The sequence below is a fragment of the Streptomyces sp. NPDC043427 genome, assembly GCF_056436655.1.
Genome location: NZ_JBWKCC010000002.1, coordinates 80,428 through 101,284 on the forward strand (window position 1 = coordinate 80,428; position 20,857 = coordinate 101,284).

The 20,857-nt window shown below is 71.3% G+C and carries 16 protein-coding genes; 8 read left to right on the forward strand and 8 right to left on the reverse strand.

Going from position 1 to position 20,857, the window contains the following annotated elements; translation table 11 throughout:
• Window positions 1-12: 12 nt before the first annotated feature.
• Genes AC067M_RS04230 through AC067M_RS04245 form a run of 4 tightly spaced genes read right to left on the reverse strand, consistent with a single transcriptional unit; the run spans window position 13 to window position 5,285 of the window.
• Window positions 13-669 (reverse strand): GTP-binding protein, encoded by a 657-nt coding sequence (locus AC067M_RS04230; protein WP_478695437.1) that lies wholly within the window; start codon window positions 667-669, stop codon window positions 13-15.
• Window positions 650-1,060, reverse strand: a complete 411-nt coding sequence (locus tag AC067M_RS04235) for a DUF742 domain-containing protein (protein ID WP_478695438.1) — start codon at window positions 1,058-1,060, stop codon at window positions 650-652. Before AC067M_RS04235 ends, AC067M_RS04230 begins: the two co-directional genes overlap by 20 nt.
• The gene (locus AC067M_RS04240; RefSeq protein WP_478695439.1) at window positions 1,057-1,560 is read right to left on the reverse strand and encodes a roadblock/LC7 domain-containing protein; all 504 of its coding nucleotides are present in this window, start codon (window positions 1,558-1,560) and stop codon (window positions 1,057-1,059) included. The genes AC067M_RS04235 and AC067M_RS04240 overlap by 4 nt, the downstream gene beginning before the upstream one ends.
• A complete protein-coding gene (locus AC067M_RS04245) occupies window positions 1,557-5,285 on the reverse strand; it encodes a sensor histidine kinase (protein WP_478695440.1) in 3,729 nt (1,242 codons plus the stop codon). The genes AC067M_RS04240 and AC067M_RS04245 overlap by 4 nt, the downstream gene beginning before the upstream one ends.
• 404 nt (window positions 5,286-5,689) lie before the next feature.
• Between AC067M_RS04245 and AC067M_RS04250 the strand changes: the two genes are divergently transcribed.
• On the forward strand, window positions 5,690-6,478 hold the full coding sequence (locus tag AC067M_RS04250) for a hypothetical protein (protein WP_478695441.1): 789 nt from the start codon (window positions 5,690-5,692) through the stop codon (window positions 6,476-6,478).
• A 147-nt stretch (window positions 6,479-6,625) separates the two neighbouring features.
• Here the strand turns inward: AC067M_RS04250 and AC067M_RS04255 are convergent, their stop codons facing one another.
• Entirely contained in the window at window positions 6,626-7,087 is a 462-nt protein-coding gene (locus AC067M_RS04255; protein ID WP_478695442.1) for a MarR family winged helix-turn-helix transcriptional regulator, read from the reverse strand.
• A 203-nt stretch (window positions 7,088-7,290) separates the two neighbouring features.
• Window positions 7,291-9,723 carry an endopeptidase La gene (gene lon, locus AC067M_RS04260; RefSeq protein ID WP_478695443.1) on the reverse strand — a complete coding sequence of 811 codons (2,433 nt, stop codon included), beginning with the start codon at window positions 9,721-9,723 and terminating at the stop codon, window positions 7,291-7,293.
• Window positions 9,724-9,889: 166 nt separating this feature from the next.
• Between lon and AC067M_RS04265 the strand changes: the two genes are divergently transcribed.
• Window positions 9,890-10,564 carry a GNAT family N-acetyltransferase gene (locus AC067M_RS04265; protein ID WP_478695444.1) on the forward strand — a complete coding sequence of 225 codons (675 nt, stop codon included), beginning with the start codon at window positions 9,890-9,892 and terminating at the stop codon, window positions 10,562-10,564.
• Here the strand turns inward: AC067M_RS04265 and AC067M_RS04270 are convergent.
• Window positions 10,536-11,507, reverse strand: a complete 972-nt coding sequence (locus AC067M_RS04270) for a rhomboid-like protein (RefSeq protein ID WP_478695445.1) — start codon at window positions 11,505-11,507, stop codon at window positions 10,536-10,538. The two genes, AC067M_RS04265 and AC067M_RS04270, sit on opposite strands and share 29 nt — an antisense overlap.
• 164 nt (window positions 11,508-11,671) lie before the next feature.
• On the opposite strand from AC067M_RS04270, the gene AC067M_RS04275 reads away from it, so the two are divergent.
• The 5 genes from AC067M_RS04275 to AC067M_RS04295 all read left to right on the forward strand — a co-directional run bounded on the left by AC067M_RS04275 (window position 11,672) and on the right by AC067M_RS04295 (window position 18,681).
• On the forward strand, window positions 11,672-12,349 hold the full coding sequence (locus AC067M_RS04275) for a spermidine synthase family protein (protein WP_478695446.1): 678 nt from the start codon (window positions 11,672-11,674) through the stop codon (window positions 12,347-12,349).
• A gap of 123 nt (window positions 12,350-12,472) precedes the next feature.
• Window positions 12,473-13,213: a response regulator transcription factor gene (locus AC067M_RS04280; protein ID WP_478695447.1), complete on the forward strand. Its 741-nt coding sequence runs from the start codon at window positions 12,473-12,475 to the stop codon at window positions 13,211-13,213.
• Complete coding sequence (locus AC067M_RS04285; RefSeq protein ID WP_478695448.1) at window positions 13,210-14,316, forward strand: HAMP domain-containing sensor histidine kinase; 1,107 nt, start codon at window positions 13,210-13,212, stop codon at window positions 14,314-14,316. The genes AC067M_RS04280 and AC067M_RS04285 overlap by 4 nt, the downstream gene beginning before the upstream one ends.
• A 292-nt stretch (window positions 14,317-14,608) precedes the next feature.
• Entirely contained in the window at window positions 14,609-18,412 is a 3,804-nt protein-coding gene (locus AC067M_RS04290) for a multifunctional oxoglutarate decarboxylase/oxoglutarate dehydrogenase thiamine pyrophosphate-binding subunit/dihydrolipoyllysine-residue succinyltransferase subunit (RefSeq protein WP_478695449.1), read from the forward strand.
• Between the two features lie 89 nt (window positions 18,413-18,501).
• Window positions 18,502-18,681: a DUF6104 family protein gene (locus AC067M_RS04295; protein WP_023586593.1), complete on the forward strand. Its 180-nt coding sequence runs from the start codon at window positions 18,502-18,504 to the stop codon at window positions 18,679-18,681.
• Between the two features lie 103 nt (window positions 18,682-18,784).
• Here AC067M_RS04295 and AC067M_RS04300 read toward each other — a convergent pair whose 3' ends face one another.
• Window positions 18,785-19,636: a hypothetical protein gene (locus AC067M_RS04300; RefSeq protein WP_478695450.1), complete on the reverse strand. Its 852-nt coding sequence runs from the start codon at window positions 19,634-19,636 to the stop codon at window positions 18,785-18,787.
• A 138-nt stretch (window positions 19,637-19,774) separates the two neighbouring features.
• Between AC067M_RS04300 and AC067M_RS04305 the strand changes: the two genes are divergently transcribed.
• Window positions 19,775-20,857, forward strand: coding sequence for a DUF4097 family beta strand repeat-containing protein (locus AC067M_RS04305; protein WP_478695451.1), 1,083 nt, complete (start codon window positions 19,775-19,777; stop codon window positions 20,855-20,857).

Sequence of the window (20,857 nt, forward strand, 5' to 3'; positions counted from 1 at the left end):
GGGGAACTTCTCCTACTCGGGGGTTTCGTCGAGCGCGTGGCCGACGAGGGCCAGGAGGGTCTCGATCACCGAGATCCGGCGCCGCGCGTCCATGATCATGACAGGTATATGCGCGGGAATCGTGAGCGCGTCGCGAACATCCTCGGGTTGGAACCGCTCGCTGCCGTCGAAGTGGTTGACGGCCACGACGTACGGCAGCCCGCAGCTCTCGAAGTAGTCCAGCGCGGGGAAGCAGTCCTTCAGGCGGCGGGTGTCGGCCATGACGACCGCGCCGATCGCGCCGCGCACCAGGTCGTCCCACATGAACCAGAACCGCTGCTGGCCCGGCGTGCCGAACAGGTAGAGCACCAGGTCGTCGTCGAGCGTGAGGCGGCCGAAGTCCATGGCCACGGTGGTGGTGAGCTTGCCGGGCGTGGCGGTGAGGTCGTCGACCTCCTCGCTGGCCTCGGTCATCAGCGCCTCGGTCTGCAGGGGCGTGATCTCCGAGACGGCGGTGACGAGCGTGGTCTTGCCGACGCCGAAGCCGCCCGCCACGACGATCTTCGTGGCGATCGGGGCTCGGGTGCGGTCCGTCTGCCAGGGCAGCAACGTCTCGTCGGTTTCGGGCTCGACAAGAGGTTCGAAGCGGGGGGAGACACCACGAGCGGCGTCAGAGACGACGGAGTCCACTCAGCACCCTTTCCAGCAGAGCTCGGTCCGGGCGGCCGGTGCCGTGCCCCGTCCCGGTTCCGTACACACGGATCTTTCCCTGGTCCGCGAGGTCGCTGAGCAGCACGCGGACCACGCCGAGCGGCATCCTCAACAGCGCGGCGATCTCGGCCACCGTGCGCATACGGCGGCACAGTTCGACGATGGCCCGCATCTCCGGCATCACAGCCGTCTTCAGCGAACCGTTCGTCAGTTCCCGGCGCTCCTCGGGGGCCTCCAGGGCGGCCACGAACGTCTCGACGAGGAGGACGTGGCCGAAGCGGGTACGGCCGCCGGTGAGCGAGTAGGGGCGCACGCGGGCGGGCTTGCGGTCGCCGCCGCGGGTGGGGAGCCTCTTCGGCGCGGTGCTCATCGGGTACTCCCGGCCGACTCGTTCTCCAGGGACTGCCGTAGCTCGCTGCGGAGTTCGGGCGTCAGGACGTGGCCGGCGCGGCCGACGAAGAGCGCCATGTGGTACGCCACCACGCTCATGTCGCAGTCCGCGGAACCGTGCACGCCGAGCAGGGAGCCGTCGCTGATGGACATCACGAAGAGGCTGCCCTCGTCCATCGCGACCATCGTGTGCCTGACCCCGCCGAACTGCATCAGCTTGGCGGCGCCGATGGTGAGGCTGCCGATGCCGGAGACGATGGTGGCGAGGTCGGCGGAGGAACCGCGCGGGCCGGTGGGTTTGCCGGTCTGCGCCTTGCGGGCCTCGGCGTTGTGGCCGGCGTCGGAGGAGAGGAGGAGCAGGCCGTCGGAGGAAACCACCGCGACCGACTGGATGCCCGGCACCTCCTCCACGAGATTCGTCAGTAGCCAGTGCAGGTTGCGGGCTTCACTGCTCAGTCCGAAGGTACTGGGCGCGGTCAACTGCTTGCCTCCTCGGCTGTGCCCCCCGTGGCTTCTTCGGCGTGTGCGTGCTGCGGTGCGGATGAGGTGGCCTCGCCGGGTGCCGGGGGCACCTGGTTCTGGCCGGTCTTCTCGGCGATCTCCGCCTCCACGTCGCGGTACCCCGCTTCCGCCCCCCGGCGGAAGCCACCGAGACGGCGACGCAGCGCCTCGGCATCCACGGAACCGCCGCGCTGCCGCGGCGGCGGGGCAGGCGCGTTGATCTTCGGGGTCCGCTTGGGCAGCCCCTTGTCGGTGAGTACTTCCTCGGGCTCGTCGGGTACCCGCTCATGCACCGCCTCGGCTTCCCCGCCGACCCCCGCGGGCCCGCTGGAAGCGGACGCGGCACCCGCAGGTTCCCCGGCCGAGGCTTCAAGCGCCGCCCGCAGAGCCGCCCGCCGCTCCCGGGCAGTGGCCCCGACGGACTCGGACTCACCTGCCACGGGCCCAGCAGGCCGGGTCTCGGGGGCCGCATCTCCGCCCGCACCCGCAGCCGCCCAAGACTCACGAGCCGCGCTCTCGGTGGGTTCGCCAGCGGCCCACACGGACGCGCCGGACCCGGACCCGGACTCGGACTCGGACTCGGACTCGGACTCGGAAGGAGCATCTCCGCCCGCAGCCGCAGCCGCCCAAGGCCCACGACCCACGCCCTCGCCGGGCTCACCAGCGGCCCACGCGGACGCGCCGGTCCCGGCGGCCTCGCCTGCGGCCGATGCAGGCCCAGCGGGCTGGGGCTTGCCGGACGCCGCTTCAAGGGCGGCCCGCAGAGCCGCCCTGCGCTCACGGGCAGTGTTCCCGGCGGGCGCGGGCTCAGCGGGCGCGGGCTCGCCTGCCACGGGGCCGACGGGCGCGGGCTCAGGGGGCTCAGCTTCGCTCGCACGCGCGGCCGCCCACGGGTCGCGAGCCGCGCTCTCGGCGGGCTCGCCAGCGGTCCACGCGGACTCGCCGGACTCACCCGCGGCCGACGCAGGCCCAGCGGGCGCGCCTGACGCATTTTCAAGGGCGGCCCGCAAGGCCGCCCGACGCTCACGGGCAGTGTTCCCGGTCTCCGCCCCTGCGTCGGGCTCGGGCTCGGCGGGTGCGTCCTCGGCCGGTCCCCGCTCGTGGGTGGTGGGCTCGGTGGACGCCTGGGGCGGGAGGAGCAGCTCCATCGTCATCTCGGCGGGCCGCTCCGGGGCCTTCGGGGCCGGCTCCGGCTCGGCGGAGGCCGCTTCCGGCTCGTTGGCGGTCTCCGGCTCGGAGTCGGTACCGAGCGCCGTCGGCTCCTGCTCCGCCGTCTCGGGTACGGCCTCCTGCGCGTCCCCGGTCGTCTCTACAACGCCCTCGGCCGCCGGGGCCTCACGTACGGCACCCTCGGCTGCCTCCGCGCCCTCTCCGGGCTCCGCAAGTACCTCTTCGGGAGCAGCAGTCCCCTCGGACTCCCGTACGCCCTCCTCGGCCACCCCGGACTGCGCGTCGGCCTCGTCGGCGTCCCGCACCGTCTTCTCCGCCAGCCTCACCATCGGGTCGCCGCTCGTGGAGCGGCCGGAGAGGACGTTGGAATTGACCTCGGCGTCGGCGCCCGGGAGGGAGAAGCTGTGGGTCGTACCGGCGAGGGGTGAGGAGGACGAGGAGGGGACCGCGGCGGAGGGGGCCGCCGCGAGGAGGGACTGCGGGAGGACGACGACCGCCGCGACACCGCCCTGCTTCTGCTCGCGCAGTTGCACGCGGACGCCGTGGCGGTGGGCGAGGCGGGCGACGACGTAGAGGCCGAGACCGAGACCCTCCTCGCCCTCCTGGTCGTACGGCGTCTCCGGGTCGAACTCGGCGAGGCGGGTGTTGAGGCGGGTCAGGCGGTCGCCCGCCATCCCGATGCCCTCGTCCTGGACGGAGAGCATGACCTCGCCGTTCTCCAGCAGCCAGCCGGAGACCTCGACGGGCAGGTCGGGCGGCGAGAACGACGTCGCGTTCTCCATGAGTTCGGCCAGCAGGTGCGAGAGGTCGTCCGCGGCGAACCCGGCGATGTGCGCGTGCGGCGGCAGCGCGGCGATGCGGACGCGTTCGTAGCGCTCGATCTCACTGACGGCCGCGCGGACCACGTCGACCAGCGGCACGGGGCCGGCGCTCTGCTGCACATGCTCCGTACCGGCCAGCACGAGGAGGTTCTCGCTGTGCCGGCGCATGACCGTGGCGAAGTGGTCGAGCTTGAAGAGCGTGGCGAGACGGTCGGGGTCCTGCTCGCGCTCCTCCAGGTTCTCGATGACGGCGAGTTGCCGCTCGACCAGACCCAGCGTGCGCAGGGCGAGGTTGACGAACGTACCGCCGATGCTGCCCCGAAGCCGCTCCAACTGTGCGGCGGAGTCGCTGAGTTCCGCGCGCAGTTCCTCGCGGGCGTCGGCCATCTTCTGGCGCTGCCCGACGAGGTGCTTGCGGTCGTCCTCCAGGGTGGTGACGCGCTCGTGGAGGGCGGTGGCGTGCGCGTGCAGGGCGTTGACGGAGCGAACGACCTGGGCGAACTCGTCGTTGCGGCCGGTGAACTTCACCGGCTCCTCCGCCGCCGGGTCCTCCGCCGCGGCCAGCCGGGCCGAGCCGAGGCGCAGGACGGCGAGCGGGCGGGTGAGGCTGCGGGCCATGCCGGTGGCCATGCCGACGGCCACCAGCATCAGCACGCCCAGCGCCGCGATCCGGATCTCCAGCGCCGTGACGTCGTCGTCCCGCAGCTTCTCGAGGTCCTTGGTGCGGTGGTCGAAGAGCGACGACTCCACCCCGACCATCGCGTCGACGCGGGCGGACAGGGCCTCGTCCAGCTTCTTGGCGTCGGTGTCGAGCTCGTCGTCACTCAGCTGCGGCTGGTCGGTGAGGGAGGCGAGGTACCGGTCGGCGGACTGGACGTCGGAGCCGGTGACCGTGGAGTCGTACGACGTCACCGCCGTCTTGGACGCGCTGTCCCGGAAGTCGGCGAGGGCGGCGTCGGAGCGCAGCCGGGCCTGCTGGGCGGCGGCGCTGAGGGCGTCGCGCTGCTTGGTGTCGGAGGAGACCACCTCGGTGCTCGCGACGCCGGTGACGGGGTTGACGACCGTCTGCTTGCTCGTCGGCACGTTGAGGGCCGCGAGGAGCAGTCCGCGGGCGGCGGCGGACTGCTGCACGGCCGCGTCGAGCTCGGCGAGGGAGTAGGTGCCGGAGCCCGCGCGGGGCGGCATCTGAGCCGCCAGCTGCTCGGCGAGACCGTGCAGCGCGGTGATGGTGGCGGAGTACGCCTGGTGCGCCTGGAGGGCGGTGTCCTTGCCGGTGAGGGCGGACCTGCGGACGGAGGCGATCGCGTCGAGGTCCTGGCGCACCGCGGGGGGCGTGTCCGAGTTGGCGCGCATCTCCTCGACCTGCCGGTCGACACGGGCGCTGCGCTGCTCGGAGGGCGCCTCGGACTTGACGCGGCCGGCCGCGATGTAGGAGGTGATCTCGTCGCGTTCGTCGGCGAGGGAGTGGGCCAGGGCAAGCGCGTCCTGGGTCTGCTCGGCGAGAACCACCAGGTCCTGGGAGTCCTTGAGCTGCCCGGAGGCAGCCAGGACCGACGGGGCGCCGGCCCCGGCGATGGCGGCGGCCACCACGGCCACGGCGACGATCAGCCGGTTGCGTACGTGGGTGGGGCGGCCCTTGCCGACGGGGGTGCGCTCCGCGCCCCTGTCGGGGGTTGTCTGCCTGCCTGTGCGCCGCGGCCGCGTCTTCTGCACCGGTGCTCGCATTCCTGACTCGTGTGCCCATGGGACGGGGTGACTTTTCGTCAACTGCTGCGTATGCCTTCCCCCATGCTCTCGGCGTCGTCGGAGCAGGGGGCCCCACCGGTCCCCGACCCTCCCAGCGCCGATGGGCGGGGGGCGCGCATCACCTGACCCGCCACCCGAAGGAGTGAACATCCAAGGAGAGTTGGCGGGCAAGTTTCTCTGGCGTGTGCGACTGCCTTGCACGGCCTGCCGGTTGGACGTGGGCGACGGGCTTTGACAGTATTCGCCGCCACATCTTCCCGGAGCTCAGCATTCCGCCTCAAACCGGGCGCCTGACCTGCTTCGGTGCACCCGTCCTGCGCCCGATGCCAGCCTTTTGCGGACCTTGTGGGGACCTCGTGCAGACTGGCCGGATGCGAACGGAACTTGTGTCGGAGCCCGGCGACAGGGCGTACCCCAACGAGGACTTCGCGAGTGTCGGACTGCCCGCCTCCGGACAGGGCGGTTCGCTCGTCGTCCTCGACGGTGTGACGCCACCGTCGAGCGGTACGGGCTGTCTGCATTCGGTCCCCTGGTACACAGCGCGCCTCGGCGGGGCGTTGACCGAACTGACCGTTTCACTCACGGATGTTCCCCTGTCCGACGCCCTGGCCCGCGCCATCGCGCGTACCTCCGAAGCCCACGCCAAAACCTGTGACCTTTCTCACCCGCGCACCCCACAGGCCACTGTGGCCGTCGCCCGCTGGTCCCCGGACACGGTCGAGTACCTCGTCCTGTCCGACGCGGCCCTGCTGCTGGAGTCCCCCGGCGGCCTGATCACGCCGGTCCTCGACGACCGCCTGTCCCGGCTGCCCCGCTCGGCCCTGCGCTCGGACGCCGTGATCGACGCCACGCTCCGCAACAAGCAGGGCGGGTTCTTCACGGCGGCCGCGGATCCCGCGGTGGCCGGCCGTGCGGTCACCGGCGTCCTGCCCCGCGCCGAGGTCCGCTCCCTGGCCGGCCTGACCGACGGCGCGACGCGATGGGCGGAGACATTCCGCGAGGGCGACTGGACAGACCTGTTCACCTTCCTGCGCAAGGAGGGCCCGGGGTCCCTGGTGGACCGGGTACGGGCGCTGGAGCGGGCCGACGCCGAGGAGCGGGCGTTCCTGGGCCGCGCCAAGACCCACGACGACGCGAGCGTGGTGTACGTCGAGCTGTGAGCCCGCGCCGGGGGCGGCGCTCGGCGGCCCGGTGGGCCAGGGCCGGTCGTTCGGGTCAGGTCGCAGGCAATCGAGGCCGGCCGGTCAGCGCAGCGTGGGGAGCGCGTGCCAGGCCCCGCGTCTGCGGCGTGATCCGAACGACAGGCCCTACCTCTCCATGCCCCGGTTCAGCTCGTGCAGCAGTCGGGCCAGTTCCGCGACCTCGCCGCGGTCCCAGTGGGCGAGCTTGCTGACATAGCGGGCGCGGCGGGCCTCGCGGACCTTGCCGACCCGGGAGCGGCCCTCCGGGGTGAGGTCGACCAGCCAGGCCCGGCCGTCGGCCGGGTCCGGCTCGCGGGTCACCAGGCCGAGCTCCTCCAGGGCGCGCAACTGGCGGGACATGGTCGCCTTGCCGACGCCGATGTAGCCGGCGAGTTCCGTGGCACGCTGGCGTCCGCACTCCTCCAGCCGGACGAGCAGCCCGTACGCGGCGGACTCCAGGTCCGGGTGGACCTCGCGGGCCATCTCACCCTGGCTGGCCCGGGCGCGCCGCAGCAGGACGGTCAGCTCCCGTTCCAGGGACAGGAACTCCTGGTCCACGTTCGCGTCCACGTTTGCGTCCTCGTGCACGTCAGCACCCCTGATCCGGTTTCCCGCTCTTCTGCAGAATCCTGCCGCGCCCAGGACCTGTCCGGGTCGCCGTCGCAGCTCCGTCAGTATTTCGCAGGAGTGGACCAATGGCGGCCTTCGGGCCCCTCGCGTGCCCGGGCGGGCATGGCAAAGCCCGGGTCTCCCTCACGGGGCCCGGGCCCTGCCTCATCCGGAGGCGTCCGTCACGCCGCCACCGGAACCTCCGGCGCCGCGCCGTTCGTGGCCGAGGCCAGCGCCAGCTCCAGGACCTGGCGGACGTCCGTGACGGTGTGGACGTCGAGCTTCTCCAGCACCTCGGCCGGGACGTCGTCCAGGTCGGGTTCGTTGCGCTTGGGGATGATCACGGTGGTGACCCCGGCCCGGTGCGCGGCGAGCAGCTTCTGCTTCACCCCACCGATGGGCAGGACCCGGCCGGTCAGCGAGACCTCACCGGTCATCGCCACGTCCGTACGGACCAGGCGGCCGGAGAGCAGCGAGGCCAGCGCGGTCGTCATCGTGATGCCGGCGCTCGGCCCGTCCTTCGGGACCGCGCCCGCCGGGAAGTGGATGTGCACGCCCCGGTCCTTCAGGTCACCGACCGGCAGCTCCAGCTCGGCGCCATGCGAGCGCAGGAAGCTCAGCGCGATCTGCGCCGACTCCTTCATCACGTCGCCCAGCTGGCCGGTCAGCGTCAGTCCCGCAGCTCCGGTCTCCGGGTCGGCCAGCGACGCCTCGACGTACAGCACGTCACCGCCCGCCCCGGTCACCGCGAGGCCCGTCGCCACGCCCGGCACCGAAGTCCGCCGCTCGGCCGGGTCCTGGGCGGACTCCGGCACATGGTGCGGCCGGCCGATCAGGGCGCGCAGGTCGTCGTCCGTGACGGTGAACGGCAGCTTCCGCTCGCCGAGTTCGTGCTGGGCCGCGACCTTGCGCAGCAGCCGCGCGATGGACCGCTCCAGGTTGCGCACGCCCGCCTCGCGCGTGTACTCGCCGGCCAGCTTGCGCAGCGCGCCCTCGTCGAGGGTCACCTCGTCCTTGTCCAGACCCGCCCGCTCCAACTGGCGCGGGAGCAGGTGGTCACGGGCGATGACGACCTTCTCGTCCTCGGTGTAGCCGTCGAGACGGACCAGCTCCATACGGTCGAGCAGGGCCTCCGGGATGGCCTCCAGGACATTGGCGGTGGCGAGGAAGACGACGTCGCTGAGGTCGAGTTCGACCTCCAGGTAGTGGTCGCGGAAGGTGTGGTTCTGCGCCGGGTCGAGGACCTCCAGCAGGGCCGCGGCCGGGTCGCCGCGGAAGTCGGAGCCGACCTTGTCGATCTCGTCGAGGAGCACGACCGGGTTCATGGACCCGGCCTCCTTGATCGCGCGCACGATCCGGCCGGGCAGCGCGCCGACGTACGTACGCCGGTGGCCGCGGATCTCGGCCTCGTCGCGGACGCCGCCGAGGGCGACGCGGACGAACTTGCGGCCCATGGCGTGGGCCACGCTTTCGCCGAGACTCGTCTTTCCGACGCCCGGCGGCCCCACGAGGGCCAGGACGGCACCGCCGCGCCGCCCTCCGACGACGCCGAGGCCGCGCTCGCCGCGCCGCTTGCGCACCGCCAGGTACTCGGTGATCCGCTCCTTCACGTCCTCCAGGCCCGCGTGCTCGGCGTCGAGGATCGCCTTCGCGCTCTGGATGTCGTACGCGGAAGCACTGTCATCGGTTCGCTCGTTCCAGGGCAGCTCCAGGACGGTGTCGAGCCAGGTGCGGATCCAGGAGCCCTCCGGGGACTGGTCGCTGGACCGCTCCAGCTTGTCGACCTCCTTGAGCGCGGCCTCGCGGACCTTCTCGGGCAGGTCGGCCGCCTCGACGCGGGCGCGGTAGTCGTCGGACTCCTCGCCGTCGCTCTCGCCGTTGAGTTCGCGCAGTTCCTTGCGTACGGCCTCCAGCTGGCGCCGCAGGAGGAACTCGCGCTGCTGCTTGTCGACGCCCTCCTGGACGTCCTTGGCGATGGTCTCGGCGACGTCCTGCTCGGCGAGGTGGTCGCGCAGTTGCTGGGTGGCGAGCTTGAGGCGGGTCACCGGGTCGGCGGTCTCGAGCAGTTCGACCTTCTGCTCGACGGTCAGGAAGGGCGAGTAACCGGAGTTGTCGGCGAGGGCGGAGACGCCGTCGATGGCCTGGACGCGGTCCACGACCTGCCAGGCGCCGCGCTTGCGCAGCCAGGCGGTGGCCAGGGCCTTGTACTCCTTGACGAGTTCGGCGACGTGGCCCGGCAGCGGCTCGGGCACGCTCTCGTCGATCCGCGTGCCCTCGACCCACAGCGCCGCACCCGGCCCGGTCGTCCCGGCACCGATGCGCACACGGCCTCGGCCGCGGATCAGGGCGCCCGGGTCACCGTCGGCCAGCCGTCCGACCTGCTCGACGGTGCCGAGGACGCCGGTGCTCGCGTAGGTCCCGTCGATGCGCGGAACCAGCAGCACCTTGGGCTTGCCGGGCTCCGAGCGGGCGGCGGCCTGGGCGGCCTCCACCGCGGCACGTACGTCGGCGTCGCTCAGGTCCAGCGGAACCACCATCCCCGGCAGCACGACCTCGTCGTCGAGCGGCAGCACGGGCAGGGTGAGCGGTGTGAACGGCGTGGACTCAGCAGCCATGATCTCCCCTTTGGCAGTCAAGTTGAGCTATGCCGACTCAATGCATGGCGCGCCCCGGATGTTCCCCAACCCTCGTTCGCTCTGAGCGATCACCTCTGCCGCGGGGGCCGACTCACCGCATAACGTCGCCACCGTAATAACCGAAATAGGCTAGTGGCCATTACACATGGGGTGGGCTGTGGACGGTGTCGTGCGGACGTGGGTGGACGGGTGGGTCGTGTCGCGCGGGGCCGCCCCGCCGGTGCGCGAGCCCTGGGGGTTCACCGTCGACGTGGGGCAGGCGGAGCACGTGTCGCGCCACGTCCTCGACGCCATGAACGACGCCGTCGAGGAGGAGACGGTTTGCAAGGTGGCCGAGGCGGTGACCGGTGCCGGGGTATGGCTGAAGGTGTTCCAGGATCCGTCGATCGTCGTGGACTGGCTGGGCACGGGCTGGTGGGTCGATCCCGAGCCCGGGTACCTGATGACGGTCCCCCTGGCGGACGCCGCCGGGGATGTGCCGGTCCCCGACGGCTACCGGCTGCGCACCTGGTCGCGCGGCGGTGTGACCCGTGTCCTGGTCGCCGCCGACGACGGTTCTCTCGCCGCGCGCGGCCAGGTCGCGCCGACCGGCGCCACCGCGGTCGTCGATCAGATCGAAACCGTCCCCGCCCACCGCCGCCGCGGCCTCGGCGGCCTCGTCGTACGCGCGTTGCAGCGCGTAGCGGTCGAACAGGGCGCGGAGACCGGCGTGCTGGCGGGGACTCCGGCGGGGCGAGCGCTGTACGAGAGCCTGGGCTGGCAGACGGTGGCACCGCTGACGAGCGCGAAGTTCACGGGGCGACCGGAAGGGCTTGACTGAGGGCGCGGCCCCGCTGCCACCGTCGTACCACCGGCCATGTGGCGATGCCGATGCCCAGGGAGATCAGGTGGCCCCAGTTCGTCATCGGGTCCGTTAGGGCGATCACGTCCAGGACGAGCGTCCAGCCGACCGCGGCCAGAAGGGGCCACCGCAGCCACGGCGTGAGCAGGCCGGCGAGGGCGCCGACGCCCGTGGCGACGCCGAAGCTGATGCCGTAGTCGAGGCGATGCAGGGAGCTGTCGGGCAGGTGGCCGGCCAGCACCGCGAGGCCCACCGGGACCTCGGTGGCGAGGGTGGCCAGGACGTGCCCCAGCAGGAACACACCGGCCGTGCGCGCACCGCCGATCCGCCGCTCCAGGCCGGTCAGGACCAGCAGGAACCCGATCGCGTACGGCGAGAGGAACCCGCCCGCGATCCACAACGCGCTCCCCACCAGCACCAGCACCGGCGTCCGCACCAGATGCGCCACATCCGTACTGGACCCCTGGTGCAGGGCGTACACGAGCGCGGGACCGGCATGTTCGGCGACGAACGAGGTGACGACGAGGACGGCGGCGTAGGCGAAGGTGAACGGGGTGCCGGTGGGAGTCGGCAACAGGCGCCACGGACGCGGGACACGACGGACGCGGACGCGCGGCACCTCGGACGGGACGACGACGGCCGTGCGACTCGTGTCGGTGGCGGAAGCCGGGACGGTGGGGGAAGCCATGACGGTGGCGGAAGCCGGGACGGTGGGGGAAGCCATGACGGTGGCGGAAGCCGGGTCGGTGGCGGAAGCCGGGACTGGCGCGGAGGCCGTGACGGTCGCGGGGGCTGCCACGGACCCGGCGTCCGCCGGCCCGCGCTGGCTCGGTATGCCGTCCAGCAAAGGCGAGGGCGCGGGCGCCGGCGAGGCCGGCGCGTCGGCCCGCGCGGTGTGCTCCGCCCGCACAGTCCGTTCCAAGGTGAGGCGCTCCTTCCGTATCGCCCCACCACCCTTCGCGCCGCACCGACCACCTGTCTGTGACCGACGCCACCCGGACGCCGATTCACAGCGAGTTCCCAGCCCACGCTCACCAGCGTCTTAATTCCTGCAACGGTCCGTCACACCGGTGCCAGGATGAGCACATGCCCACCGCTCACGACATTCCCGAAGTGCTGGACCGCCGTGAGGGCGCCTACGGCGAGGTCGTACTGCGCCGTCACGGCGAGCTGCTCCAGATCATCGCCAACGGCTGTTTCCTCATGGACACCTCCGACGGCCGCTCGGAGCGTTTGCTCGTCGACGCCGCCCTGGACGCCCTGGACGGGCGGGCCGCACCGCACGTCCTGATCGGCGGCCTCGGCGTCGGCTTCTCCCTCGCCCACGCCGCCGCCGACCCCCGCTGGGGACGGATCACGGTCGTCGAGCGTGAGCCCGCCGTCATCGACTGGCACCGCTCCGGCCCCCTGTCCGCACTGTCCCGCGACGCACTCGCCGACCCGCGCACGGAGATCGTCGAAGCGGACCTGCTCGATTTCGTCAATGAGAGATGCGACACGTACGACGCGCTGTGCCTGGACATCGACAACGGGCCCGACTGGACCGTCACCGACGGCAACCACGGGCTGTACGGTCCGGCCGGACTGGCAAGCTGCGCAAGGATGTTGAGACCGGGCGGGGTACTCGCGGTGTGGTCGGCACAGCCGTCGCCGGATTTCGAGGGAACCTTGGGGAATGCCGGGTTCCAACAGGTGCGTACCGAAGAGATCCCGGTTGCCCGAGGCGTTCCCGACGTCGTGCACGTTGCTGTAAGACCTGGATAGCAAAGGCGTGGTGCCTCCCCGTACGCTGCTCCCCTGACGCAGATCATTCAAGCGTCAATCGCAACCATGCGCAGACCGAGGAACCACCCCACTGGTTCCGGAAAGCACACTCAGGGGCGGGCGATGGAGCAGACACACACCTCCCACAACGGCGCGACCACGGCGACTCCGGGCGCTCAGCGGCGAGTCCTGGTGGTCGAGGACGACCCGACGATCGTCGACGCCATCGCAGCCCGACTGCGCGCCGAGGGATTCCTCGTGCAAACGGCGGGCGACGGTCCGGCGGCCGTCGACACCGCAGAGGCCTGGCAGCCCGATCTGCTGATCCTCGACATCATGCTGCCCGGCTTCGACGGTCTGGAGGTCTGCCGTCGTGTGCAGGCCGCCCGTCCGGTGCCGGTGATGATGCTCACCGCGCGCGACGACGAGACCGACATGCTGGTCGGGCTCGGGGTCGGCGCCGACGACTACATGACCAAGCCCTTCTCGATGCGGGAGCTGGCCGCGCGCGTGCACGTCCTGCTGCGCCGCGTGGAGCGGGCCGCGCTCGCCGCGACCACTCCGCGCAGCGGCATCCTGCGGCTCGGCGAGCTGGAGATCGACCACGCGCAGCGCCGGGTCAGGGTGCGCTCGGAGGACGTGCACCTCACGCCCACCGAGTTCGACCTGCTGGTCTGCCTGGCCAACACCCCGCGCGCGGTGCTGTCCCGTGAGCAGCTCCTCGCGGAGGTGTGGGACTGGGCGGACGCCTCCGGCACCCGCACGGTGGACAGCCACATCAAGGCGCTGCGCCGGAAGATCGGCGCCGAGCGCATCCGTACGGTCCACGGCGTGGGTTACGCGCTGGAGACCCCGACTCCATGAGCGAAGGGCGGTCGGCCGCACGGAGGAGCCCCGGGGAGCCCTGGGGCGGCGTACGCCCGTTCTCGATCAAGACCAAGCTGGGCGCGCTGGTCGTCATCTCGGTGCTGATCACCACCGGTCTGTCGATGATCGCGGTGCACACCAAGACGGAACTGCGCTTCATCACGGTCTTCTCGATGATCGCCACACTGCTCATTACGCAGTTCGTGGCGCATTCGCTCACCGCCCCGCTGGACGAGATGAACACGGTCGCCCGGTCCATCTCGCACGGCGACTACACACGCCGGGTGCAGGAGAACCGCTGGGACGAGCTGGGTGACCTGGCCCAGACGATCAATATGATGGCCGACGAGCTGGAGGCCCAGGACCGCCAGCGCAAGGAACTCGTGGCCAACGTCTCGCACGAGCTGCGCACGCCCATCGCGGGTCTGCGCGCCGTCCTGGAGAACGTCGTGGACGGCATCGCCGAGGCCGACCCCGAGACCATGCGCACGGCCCTGAAGCAGACCGAGCGACTGGGACGTCTCGTGGAGACGCTCCTCGATCTCTCCCGCCTCGACAACGGCGTCGTGCCGCTGCGCAAGCGGCGTTTCGAGGTGTGGCCCTACCTCTCGGGCGTGCTGAAGGAGGCCAACATGGTCGCCTCCGCGCGCGCGACGATGGGCTCGGGCGGCAGTCACACCCGTACCGACGTCCATCTGCACCTGGACGTCTCCCCGCCGGAGTTGACCGCGCACGCCGACCCGGAGCGCATCCACCAGGTGGTCGCCAACCTGATCGACAACGCGGTCAAGCACAGCCCGCCGCACGGCCGCGTGACGGTCAAGGCGCGGCGCGGGCCGCAGCCGGAGTCCTTGGCCATCGAAGTCCTGGACGAGGGCCCCGGCATTCCCAGGTCGGAGTGGCACCGCGTGTTCGAGCGGTTCAACCGAGGTGCGGTGCGCCGGCCGCACGGGCCGGGCAGCGACGGCGGTACGGGGCTCGGTCTGGCCATCGCCCGCTGGGCCGTGGATCTGCACGGGGGACGGATCGGAGTGGCTGAATCCGAGCGAGGTTGCCGGATTCTTATCACTCTTCCGGGAGAGACATCCGTGCCAAGTTGACGTAAAGTCCGAACCGGAGTCCCAAGATCCACCACTGTCCGCGCTGACGGACACGTGTGATCAGGGCCCAGGTCTGCGCGCTGCGCGCGCACGGCCCTCATCTCCGCATCCCTGTGCGGCACTTCTGAAGCGGAACCACGCTTGTTTCCCGCCATTTCCAGCCCCGAAACACACTTCGTAATGTGACTTACGCGACGATGAACGGGCCCGACCTGACCTTCACCGTGTTGGGGGCGTAGCCTTTATTCCCGCTGTCCATCACCTTGTGAAGCGGAAGAGGGCGGTTGCCGCCGTGTCGCCACAGTCCCCCAGTAACTCGAGCATCTCGACCGACGCAGACCAAGCGGGCAAGAACCCCGCTGCCGCGTTCGGTCCGAACGAGTGGCTCGTCGACGAGATCTATCAGCAGTACCTCCAGGACCCGAATTCGGTCGACCGCGCCTGGTGGGACTTCTTCGCCGACTACAAGCCGGGCGCCGCGGGCGCCCCGGCTCCGGCGGGCACTGCGGCCGCGGGGGCCGCAGAGACCACCACGGCCCCGGCGGCACCCGCCGCCCCGGCCGCCGCTGCTCCGGCGCCTCCCGCCGCCGCTCCGGCCCCCGCGGCCCCGAAGCCCGCGGCCGCCGCTCCGGCTCCCGCCCAGGCCGCCGCCCCGGCACCGGCTCCCGCGAAGCCCGCGGCCGCCAAGCCGAAGGCCGCGCCGGCCGCCGAGCCGGCCGCGCCCGCGGAGGGTCCCGAGTTCGTGACGCTGCGCGGCCCGTCCGCCGCGGTCGCGAAGAACATGAACGCCTCCCTGGAACTGCCCACGGCCACGTCCGTGCGCGCGGTGCCGGTGAAGCTGCTCTTCGACAACCGCATCGTCATCAACAACCACCTCAAGCGCGCCCGGGGCGGGAAGATCTCCTTCACGCACCTGATCGGCTACGCGATGGTGCAGGCCATCAAGGCCATGCCGTCGATGAACTACGCGTTCGGTGAGAAGGACGGCAAGCCGACCCTCATCAAGCCGCCGCACGTCAACCTCGGCCTCGCCATCGACCTGGTCAAGCCCAACGGCGACCGCCAGCTGGTCGTCGCGACGATCAAGAAGGCCGAGACGCTGAACTTCTTCGAGTTCTGGCAGGCCTACGAGGACATCGTCCGTCGCGCCCGCGACAACAAGCTGACGATGGACGACTTCACCGGCGTCACGGTCTCGCTGACCAACCCCGGTGGCCTCGGCACGGTCCACTCGGTGCCGCGTCTGATGCCCGGCCAGTCGGTGATCATGGGCGTCGGCTCCATGGACTACCCGGCGGAGTTCCAGGGCACCTCCCAGGACACCCTGAACAAGCTCGGCATCTCCAAGGTCATGACGCTCACGTCGACGTATGACCACCGAGTGATCCAGGGCGCCGCCTCCGGCGAGTTCCTGCGCGCCGTCGCGAACCTCCTCCTCGGCGAGAACGGCTTCTACGACGACGTCTTCGAGTCGCTGCGCATCCCCTACGAGCCGGTCCGCTGGCTCAAGGACATCGACGCCAGCCACGACGACGACGTCACCAAGGCCGCCCGCGTCTTCGAGCTGATCCACTCCTACCGGGTCCGCGGCCACGTCATGGCCGACACCGACCCGCTGGAGTACCAGCAGCGCAAGCACCCCGACCTGGACATCACCGAGCACGGGCTCACCCTGTGGGACCTGGAGCGCGAGTTCGCCGTCGGCGGCTTCGCCGGCAAGTCCCTGATGAAGCTGCGCGACATCCTCGGCGTGCTGCGCGACTCGTACTGCCGCACCACCGGCGTCGAGTTCATGCACATCCAGGACCCCAAGCAGCGCAAGTGGATCCAGGACCGCATCGAGCGCTCGCACTCCAAGCCGGAGCGCGAGGAGCAGCTGCGCATCCTGCGCCGGCTGAACGCCGCGGAGGCCTTCGAGACCTTCCTGCAGACGAAGTACGTCGGCCAGAAGCGCTTCTCCCTGGAGGGCGGCGAGTCCGTCATCCCGCTGCTCGACGCGGTGCTGGACTCGGCCGCCGAGTCGCGCCTGGACGAGGTCGTCATCGGCATGGCCCACCGCGGCCGCCTGAACGTCCTGGCGAACATCGTCGGCAAGTCGTACGCGCAGATCTTCCGCGAGTTCGAGGGCAACCTCGACCCGAAGTCGATGCACGGCTCCGGCGACGTGAAGTACCACCTGGGCGCCGAGGGCACCTTCACGGGCCTGGACGGTGAGCAGATCAAGGTCAGCCTGGTCGCGAACCCGTCGCACCTGGAGGCGGTGGACCCGGTCCTGGAGGGCGTCTCGCGCGCCAAGCAGGACATCATCAACAAGGGCGGCACGGACTTCACGGTCCTGCCGGTGGCGATCCACGGCGACGCGGCCTTCGCGGGCCAGGGCGTGGTGGCCGAGACCCTGAACATGTCGCAGCTGCGCGGCTACCGCACCGGCGGCACGGTCCACATCGTCATCAACAACCAGGTCGGCTTCACGGCCGCCCCGGAGTCCTCCCGCTCGTCGATGTACGCGACGGACGTGGCGAGGATGATCGAGGCCCCGATCTTCCACGTGAACGGCGACGACCCCGAGGCCGTCGTGCGCGTCGCACGCCTGGCCTTCGAGTTCCGCCAGGCGTTCAACAAGGACGTGGTGATCGACCTCATCTGCTACCGCCGCCGCGGTCACAACGAGTCGGACAACCCGGCCTTCACCCAGCCGCTGATGTACGACCTGATCGACAAGAAGCGCTCGGTGCGCAAGCTGTACACCGAGTCCCTGATCGGTCGCGGCGACATCACCCTGGAAGAGGCCGAGCAGGCCCTGCAGGACTACCAGGGCCAGCTGGAGAAGGTCTTCACCGAGGTCCGCGAGGCCACCTCGCAGCCCGTCGCCGGCGACTCCCACGACGGGCAGGACACCTTCCCCGTCGCGGTGAACACCGCGGTCTCCGCCGAGGTCGTCAAGCGCATCGCCGAGTCCCAGGTAAACGTCCCCGACCACATCACCGCGCACCCGCGCCTGCTGCCGCAGCTGCAGCGCCGTGCGGCGATGGTCGAGGACGGCACGATCGACTGGGGCATGGGCGAGACGCTCGCGGTCGGTTCGCTGCTCCTCGAGGGCGTGCCGGTCCGCCTGGCCGGCCAGGACTCCCAGCGCGGCACCTTCGGCCAGCGCCACGCGGTGATCATCGACCGGGCGACCGGCGAGGAGTTCACGCCGCTGAACTACCTCTCCGAGGAGCAGTCGCGGCTGAACGTCTACAACTCGCTCCTCTCCGAGTACGCGGCGATGGGCTTCGAGTACGGCTACTCGCTGGCCCGGCCCGACGCGCTCGTGATGTGGGAGGCGCAGTTCGGCGACTTCGTCAACGGCGCGCAGACGGTCGTGGACGAGTTCATCTCCTCGGCCGAGCAGAAGTGGGGCCAGACGTCCGGCGTCACCCTGCTCCTCCCGCACGGCTACGAGGGCCAGGGCCCGGACCACTCGTCCGCCCGCCCGGAGCGCTTCCTGCAGATCTGCGCCCAGAACAACATGACGGTCGCGATGCCGACCCTGCCGTCGAACTACTTCCACCTCCTGCGGTGGCAGGTGCACAACCCGCACCACAAGCCGCTGGTCGTCTTCACCCCGAAGTCGATGCTGCGTCTGAAGGCCGCGGCCTCGAAGGCGGACGAGTTCACGACGGGCCAGTTCCGCCCGGTCATCGGCGACGTGTCGGTCGACCCCGCCGCGGTCCGCAAGGTCGTCTTCTGCGCGGGCAAGGTCTACTACGACCTGGAGGCCGAGCGTCAGAAGCGCGGTGTCACGGACACGGCGATCATCCGCGTCGAGCGCCTGTACCCGCTGCCGGGTGCCGAGCTCCAGGCGGAGGTCAACAAGTACCCGAACGCCGAGAAGTACCTGTGGGCCCAGGAGGAGCCGGCGAACCAGGGTGCCTGGCCGTTCATCGCCCTGAACCTGATCGACCACCTGGACCTGGCGGTCGGCGCCGACGTGCCCCACGGCGAGCGTCTGCGGCGCATCTCGCGCCCGCACGGCTCGTCCCCGGCCGTCGGCTCCGCCAAGCGCCACCAGGCCGAGCAGGAGCAGCTGGTGCGCGAGGTGTTCGAGGCGTAACCAACGCCCTCGCAGGCCGTACGTGACCGGGCCGCACCCCCACTTCCGGGGGTGCGGCCCGGCCGTTTCCGCCCACTTATCCTTGAGCCATGTACTTCACGGACCGTGGCATCGAAGAGCTGGAGAAGCGGCGCGGCGAGGAGGAGGTCACCTTCGAGTGGCTCGCCGAGCAGCTGCGGACGTTCGTCGACCTGAACCCGGACTTCGAGGTGCCGGTGGAGCGGCTGGCGACGTGGCTGGCCCGGCTGGACGACGAGGACGAGGAGTAGATCGGTCGTACAGGTCGGTCGTACAGGTCGGTCGTTCGGAGCGGTTTGCCTGGGGGCGCCTTGACGGCGCCCCTTTTTGCTGCCGTTTTCGTGGGCCGGGCCGTCAGTCGGGTGGGTGAGCGAGGTCGTACGCCAGGGCGAGCACGCCGTGAGCCACGAGAAGCGCTCCTGCGGCCGCCCAGCCGCCCCTGTGGCGCCGTAGGCCCGAGAGGGCGAGGGGCAGGCCCGCGGCGATCTGAGCGAGGGCCAGGGTGCGGGAACGGGGTGTCGGGGACCAGGGGAGCCAGGGGTTCGGGGGACTGCTGCTGCTGGGGCTGGGGGGTACCGGTGGCTCCGGCTCCGTGCGGCGCGTCGGCCACTCGATCTCCCGGGTGCCCGACTGGGCCCGGGCCGCCTCGCGCAGGTGGCTCGTGGGGGCGCCGGGGATGAGGTCGGCCGGCAGGGAGACACCCGCGCGCGTGAGGACGGCGAGGAGGGCGCGCAGGCGGGCGGGGGCGTCGGCGCCGGGGACCGGTTTCGTGAGCGGGTCGAGGGACTGCACGTCCAGGACGGGGTCCAGGCCCAGACGGGTGGCGAAGGTGCGCATGGCCTCGTCCTCGCCTACAGGGGTGCCGTCGGCGAGCCAGACGTAGGCGACGGTGCGGCGGAAGCCGGAGGCGAGGGTGTAGCCGGCGCGGTCGGCGTCCCACCAGAGCGCCAGTACGGGCGTGGAGGCGCCGACGGCCAGGGCGGTGGCCCAGCCGGTGAGGACGCGGTCGACCGGATCGCCGCCGCGCTGCCACGGGGTGCCCTCGGGGACGAGGACGCTCCAGTCGTCGCCTGCGCCCGCCAGCAGCAGGGGCTCCCGCAGGAGGTGGGCGGCGGGGGCGACGGAGTCGGGGGCCGCCCGGCAGAGCAGCAGGGCACCGGGCGCGGCGCCCGCCCGGGCGCGGGCGGATCGGTGTTCCGTCGGCATGCTCACACGCTAGGACAATTGTCACCTTTGGGGCTCGTCGATCACCAGAAAGGGTGTCTTGACTTTCGACGTCCGCGATATATCGTGTTTTACGTAAGACGCGATATGGCGTGTCGTGTCGACGGGGAGGTCGTCAGCATGTCCGAGTGGTCCGTGTCAGAGCCGGGGAAGCTCACCTTCGACGAGCCGGTGAGCGAGCTCCAGGTGCGCATCGTCCATGGAACGGTGAACGTCGTGGGGACCGACGAGGGTTCCGCCCGTCTGGAGGTCTCCGAGCTCGACGGCCCGCCCCTGGTGGTCACCCAGGAGGGCGGCACGCTCACGGTGGCGTACGAGGACCTGCCCTGGAAGGGCTTCCTCAAGTGGCTCGACCGCAAGGGATGGCGCCGCAGCGCCGTGGTCTCCCTGGCCGTTCCGGCGCCCACACGCGTGGAGGTGGGTGTGGTGAGCGCCGCGGCCGTGGTCTCCGGGATCGAGGGGCGCGCCGAGGTCAAGGGGGTCTCCGGGGACACCACGCTCGTGGGCCTCGCGGGGCCGGTGCGCGCGGACACCGTCGCGGGGAACGTGGAGGCCCAGGCCCTCTCCGGCGACCTGCGCTTCAACTCCGTCTCCGGGGACCTGACCGTGGTCGACGGCGCGGGCTCCTCCGTGAAGGCCGACTCCGTGAGCGGTTCGATGATCGTCGACCTGGACCCGACGGCCCGGCCCACCCACGTCAGCCTCACCAGCATCTCGGGCGAGATCGCCATCCGGCTACCCCATCCGGCGGACGCGGAGGTGGAGGCGAACACGGCCAGCGGCGTGGTCTCCAACGCCTTCGAGGACCTGCGGGTCAGCGGCCAGTGGGGCGCCAAACGGATCACCGGGCGCCTGGGAGCGGGCAACGGGCGACTGAAGGCGACGACGGTGTCCGGGTCCATCGCGCTGCTGCGGCGACCGCAGGAGGACGAGGAGGGCGACGGCCCCTGGGAGGCCGAGCCCGAGCCGCCCTACGCCGACCGGGTGAGCCGGGCCGCGCCTCCGACGCCCCCCGGCGAAGACTCCGCGACCGCAGCCGACCCGCCTACAGCCTTCGACTCCGCTTCCGACCCGGTGGACCCGACGGACCCTGCGGACAGCGGGCGGGCCACCCCGGGGGACAATTCCGGTTCCGGCCCGGGCGGGGACGCGAGCGCGATCGACGCCCCCGCCGACGGCACGACCGACAAGAAGGTGCTCTGA